Origin of the sequence: Protofrankia coriariae, assembly GCF_001017755.1 — a bacterium.
Classification (GTDB): Bacteria; Actinomycetota; Actinomycetes; order Frankiales; family Frankiaceae; genus Protofrankia; species Protofrankia coriariae.
Genome location: NZ_JWIO01000023.1, coordinates 70,105 through 75,129, shown reverse-complemented (window position 1 = coordinate 75,129; position 5,025 = coordinate 70,105). Strand labels below are relative to the sequence as shown.

Sequence of the window (5,025 nt, the reverse complement as noted above, 5' to 3'; positions counted from 1 at the left end):
ACCGCCGCCAACAAAGGCGCGTTCAGTATTCCCTGCACACGCTGAAATTCCCCGCACGCGCTGAGCGCTGCGGTTCAACAACGACATCGGCAGTCCAACCTCTGTCGTGCGGTGCCGGCGGAAGGAACGACGGAGGTTCGCGCCCCACCGGCACCGCGCACGGTGGGCAGCTCTCCGCTGGCTTCCCGCCGGCCCTCTCATGCCTCGACGGCGACGGTGGCGATCTGGGCCCCGGCCCCGGCCGCAGCACTCCCTTCACATCGGAGCACGGCCTCGAACGCCGCGCTCGCCGTGTGCCCGTGCAGGCCGCTGGAGCCGAGAGTCCTACAAATCAGGATAATTCGTCCTGACGGTGAGCAGGCTCGACGAATCTCCGCGAACCAATACGGTCCGGCATCCCCGACCCCCGATCGGACATGTGTCCGGAATAATGCATACTGTCGTGGCCGGAGCTGATTTCTACCGCTGATACCCCCATGGACACGGACAGCGAGCCACACGGAGAAGCGATGACCAACACATCGCCGGACACAGACCGCACCGTCCCGGGGGGAGACGTGCCACAGCCGAACCCGCCGAACACACCTGGCGGGGCGGGACGGGGCCGGGATGCGGTGTTCACCCCGCTGACCTCGGAGGATCCCCGCGAGATCAGCACATATCCGCTCTGGGCCCGGATCGGCGAGGGCGGCATGGGGGCGGTGTACCTGTCCTACACCCCCGGCGGCCGGCAGGTCGCGCTCAAAGTGGCCTGGCCGTGGCTCGCCGCCNNCTCGCCGCCGATCCCGAGTTCCGGCGTCGCTTCGAAAAAGAGGTGACGATCGCCCGGCGGGTCCTGGGTCTGTACACCGCCCCGGTCATCGCCTGTGACCCGCACGCCCCACGCCCGTGGCTGGCCACCGCCTACGTCGCAGCCCCCTCCCTCGCCGTAACCGTCGCCCAGCAGGGACCGCTGCCGGCGGAGAGCGTCCTGCTGCTGATCGCCGGGGTCGCGGAGGCACTGCAGTCCATCCACGACGCCGGCGTGATCCACCGTGACCTCAAGCCAAGCAACATCATTCTCGCCGCGGACGGCCCCCGGGTGATCGATTTCGGTATCTCCCGGGCGATCGAAGCCTCTCAAACAAAGATCACCAAGACCGGGATCCAGATCGGCACGCCTGCGTTCATGGCTCCCGAACAGGCTCAGGGAGTCTCCCCGGGCACATCCGGGGACATTTTCTCCCTCGGTTCCACCGCCTACTATGCGATCACCGGCAGGCTGCCGTTCGGCGGAGACGCTGCCGTCTCCTACCGGATCGTGCACGGGCAGCCCGACTGGGATCGCTGCCCGGACCGGGTCCGCGGTGTGCTGGAACGGTGTATGGAGAAGGACCCGACAGCTCGCCCTGCTCCGGCGGAACTGATCGAGCTGTGCCGGGCGGCATCCACCGACGAGCGGCTGCGCATCGACGAGAACTGGCTGCCTCCCACCGTGGTCGCGGATCTCAGCCGCTACGATGTCACCCCACCCAGACCATCCGATCTGTCTGAATCATCAGGATCACCCAGCTCACCCGTGTCGTCCGGTCCATCGCCAGCCGAATTCGAGCCTCCTCAGCCGCCGTCGGACACACCCGAGCCACCTGGGCGTCCAGGCCGCAGACGGCCGCGATGGCTTGTCGGCGGGTGCGCCGCGGTCGTGCTTGCGGTGGTCACGGCCGCGCTCATAATTCGCACATCGGGAGGAGAGGCACCGTCAGACGATGCGGCCAGTTCGCCCAGGCCCTTCGCGACAGAAGAACCCGGTCAGAGTCCGGACGCCTCGACAGCTCCGGTGGCTACCAGCGGAATCACCCTCCACAGCAACCGTTTCGGGCAGGACATGTGCCTTGACGCCGACCTCAACGGCCAGGGCTCCAACGGCACGAAAGTCCAGCTCTGGACGTGCAACGGATCTGTCCAGCAACAGTGGTACTACGAGGGTGACCTGCGTACCACCGGAGCGTTGATTCACAGCGTGAAGTGGCCGAGCATGTGCCTCGACGCCGACACGAACACCATCGGCGCTAACGGCGGGAAGGTACAGCTCTGGATGTGCAACGGGTTCGCCCAGCAACGGTGGTACTACCGTAGCGACGCGGCCGCGAGCGCCTATCAGAACGGGTGGAATGCCCCGTACGGCCGGTGCCTCGATGCCGATGCCAACGCCGGATGGGACGGCACGAGGGTGCAGCTGTGGGAGTGCAATCAGACCACCCAGCAACAATGGCGGGAGTAGACCGTTCGGCAACCCGGACCGCCACCGGGGCATCCCCCGTTCGTCGAAGGTATCGCTGATCCGCCGGTGTCGCTCACTCACCGACCGGTCGGCGGACGAGCGACGCCGGGGAGCGTCACCTCAGACTCCACCGGCGGAAAGCAGAATGTCGAGTTTGGTGTAACCTTCGTTGACCCCGATCTCCATCCCGCTGCGCAGCCAGGCGTCCCGGCTGTCGAAGCTGTCCACCAGTGACTGGGCGTGCAGCCTGGTACGGCCGTCGCCGAGATCCTCGAACCACAGCGTCTCGAGCGCGACGCCGTCCGGTTCGCCCTCGAACGTGAAGGTCTGCACGATCCGGTCGGTGCGGACCTCGTGGAAACTACCGTGGAAGCCGAACTCGTTGCCGTCGTGGTCGGCGACATAACGCCAGCTTCCACCGGTCCTGGCATCCCAGTGCTCGATCCGGGTCCGCAGTCCGTTCGGTCCGACCCACCGCACGAACAGGGCGGGGTCGGTGTGAGCCCGGAACAGTTGTTCCGGGGTGGCCGTGAAGTCCCGGGTGATCCGGATGATCGGTACGTTCTGGTCGGCTTCGATCACGGCGGCAGCGATGGTGCTCATCAGGCTGTCTCCTTTTCCTTTGTCGGTTGTTCGTCGTCACGGGCGTTGTTCGTGGTGATGTCGGTGACGCCGGTGGTGATGGCGGTGGCGTCGTTCATGGCGGCCAGCACGGCGTCGAGGCGTCGGTAACGCTCCTCGGCCTGACGCCGGTACCGCTCGATCCACGCGGTCATCAGGTCGAACACCTTCGCCTCGAGGTGCACCGGGCTGCGGTGGGCCTCGCCGGTACGGCTGACCAGGCCGGCCTGCTCGAGCACCTTCAGGTGTTTGGAGATCGCCTGCACGGTGACGTCGTACGGCGCGGCGAGCTCGCCGACCGTGGCGTCACCGTCGGTAAGCCGCGCGACCAGATCACGCCGGGTCGGGTCCGCGAGAGCCGCGAAGACCCGGGAAAGCTGATCCACCACGATCACTCCTCAACCGATCGATTGAGGAGAAACTTAGCGTCGATCGACCCATACGTCAACCAAACGGTTGAGGATTAACGTTTACCGCTGCGCCATCCGCCGGGCCGGCTGTCCGGGCACCGCCCGGACAGCCACACCACACCCGACCGAGTTACGGACCAGCCTTCAGCTGAGGGACACCGATTTTTCGAGGAACTGGTTGGTCACCACATCAGTGGCGGTCAGGCCGGTTTTCGGGTTGGTGCCCTTGTCGGTGTAGAGGGGCACGAGGTCGTCGATCAGCTTCTGGACGCGCGCGTTGTCGAAACTGCCGAGAACCCCGTCGGCGCCGTTTGCGATCAGCTTGAGGTCGCGCTGTGTCTGGTTGGCGTAGGTGAGCAGGCCGGGGGAGAGGCTGAACCCCGCGGTATGCGACTTGCCGACGATGTCGAGCAGCAGCTGGTTGGTGGGGCCGGGGGCGGTGATGTAGTCGCGCTGCGCCTGTTGGAACAGCGGAACGAGCTTGGCCAGACAGGCGCTGTTGGCCTCGAGCTTGTCCGCGCGGATGGCCAGGGCGGACTGGTAGATGGGGTAGGCATCGACGAGCAGGTACTTAACGGGCCTGTTCCAGGCCTGCACGTCGTGTTCGAGGTGGTAGACCTCGTTGGTGACGAAGCCCTGCTGGACGACCTTGCCGTCGGCGGCGACGAAGCGGTCCGGGCTGCCCTGGTACGAGGTGTCGACCTGCGACTGCTTCAGCAGCCCCTGGCGTACGAACAGGTCGATGTCGGCCGCGCCGGCGTAGGCGAGAACCTTCGCCCCGGACTGTCCGATCTCACCGATGTTGGTGAAGTTCCAGTCCGGGTTACCCCACAGGAAGACCTCGGGGTTGCGGTCGTAGGAGGAGAACACCGCCACTGTCGGGATCTTGCCGGAGTTCTGGATCGCCTCGTCCGTGCCGACGTAACCGAGCAGGATGGCGTCATCCTGTGCCATCAACGCGGACGGCTGCTGGTAGCCGGCGGCCGGGCCCCCGGAGCGGATCTCCAGGCGGACACCGGTGGCGCCGAGCTGGCCAACCACCCGGTTGTGGTCCGCGTCGATCGTCGGGTTGGGTCCGAGTAGCTGGTAGGTGAATCCCTGGTCCGCTTCCGGCCACCAGCTCGTCTGCACGACGACCGTGTCCGGGCAGACGCCTTTGAGCGGAGTCGTGTACTGGGATGCGGCCACCGGGCCGCCGCCTGCCGTGGCGGTGGGCCCAATGGTTGATCCGCCATCCGAGCTGGAGCAGGCCGCCATCGTCACCGCCACCGCGGCGGCGCCGATCCATGCGACCGCGTGGCGCCGGCGCGACGTTAATGCTCGCATTGCTCTCCTTGATGCGTTCAGAAGGGACAGGGCTGAAGGTGAGTGAAGCTACGGCGGACGGGGCCCGGGGCCGTGTCCGACGGATGTTCGATCGCCACGGCCCGGGGTCACGACCTCCGCCCCGAGTCGTGCCAGTCCCCGACTACCAGGTGCGCGAGCAGCCCGAACACCCAGAACACCGCCAGACCGAACAGAGACGACACGATGATCGCGGCAAACAGTGGCGCCGACTCCAGTCCGCGCGTGTAGTCGTCGATGAGGCTGCCGATACCGGGTCGTCCTTCCCGGAAGAAGAAGTCACCGACGATCGCGCCGATCACCGACAGGCCGGCGGAGATCCGCAGCCCGGTGAACACGGCCGGAAGAGCACTCGGGATCTCGAGATGGACCAGCCGCGCCCACCGGCTC

6 protein-coding genes (1 of these 6 only partly in view) are annotated in these 5,025 nt (G+C 66.6%); 1 reads left to right on the top strand and 5 read right to left on the bottom strand.

All coding sequences use genetic code 11. From position 1 onward, the window contains the following. The first annotated feature begins 757 nt into the window (after positions 1-757). Positions 758-2,260 carry a protein kinase domain-containing protein gene (locus FrCorBMG51_RS33180; RefSeq protein ID WP_338052754.1) on the top strand — a complete coding sequence of 501 codons (1,503 nt, stop codon included), beginning with the start codon at positions 758-760 and terminating at the stop codon, positions 2,258-2,260. A 120-nt stretch (positions 2,261-2,380) separates the two neighbouring features. On the opposite strand, the gene FrCorBMG51_RS14930 is transcribed toward FrCorBMG51_RS33180, so the two are convergent. From FrCorBMG51_RS14930 to FrCorBMG51_RS34825, 5 genes are all read right to left on the bottom strand, one after another. Beyond that, the gene (locus tag FrCorBMG51_RS14930; protein ID WP_047223675.1) at positions 2,381-2,863 is read right to left on the bottom strand and encodes an SRPBCC family protein; all 483 of its coding nucleotides are present in this window, start codon (positions 2,861-2,863) and stop codon (positions 2,381-2,383) included. Further along, complete coding sequence (locus FrCorBMG51_RS14925; RefSeq protein ID WP_047223685.1) at positions 2,863-3,270, bottom strand: ArsR/SmtB family transcription factor; 408 nt, start codon at positions 3,268-3,270, stop codon at positions 2,863-2,865. The genes FrCorBMG51_RS14930 and FrCorBMG51_RS14925 overlap by 1 nt, the downstream gene beginning before the upstream one ends. Positions 3,271-3,435: 165 nt before the next feature. Beyond that, complete coding sequence (locus FrCorBMG51_RS14920; RefSeq protein WP_235433597.1) at positions 3,436-4,479, bottom strand: hypothetical protein; 1,044 nt, start codon at positions 4,477-4,479, stop codon at positions 3,436-3,438. A 245-nt stretch (positions 4,480-4,724) separates the two neighbouring features. Continuing rightward, the gene (locus FrCorBMG51_RS34830; RefSeq protein WP_268760570.1) at positions 4,725-4,973 is read right to left on the bottom strand and encodes a hypothetical protein; all 249 of its coding nucleotides are present in this window, start codon (positions 4,971-4,973) and stop codon (positions 4,725-4,727) included. After that, positions 4,934-5,025: the end of an ABC transporter permease gene (locus tag FrCorBMG51_RS34825; RefSeq protein WP_476742176.1), read on the bottom strand. The gene runs 256 nt beyond the window's last position; the window shows 92 of its 348 coding nt (coding positions 257-348); its start codon lies off the right edge, out of view; it ends in the stop codon at positions 4,934-4,936. The genes FrCorBMG51_RS34830 and FrCorBMG51_RS34825 overlap by 40 nt, the downstream gene beginning before the upstream one ends.

What these genes read in the sequence shown, in the direction of transcription:
- FrCorBMG51_RS14930 (WP_047223675.1), bottom strand. Translation starts at nt 2,863, where the DNA reads ATGAGCACCATCGCTGCCGCCGTGATCGAAGCCGACCAGAACGTACCG.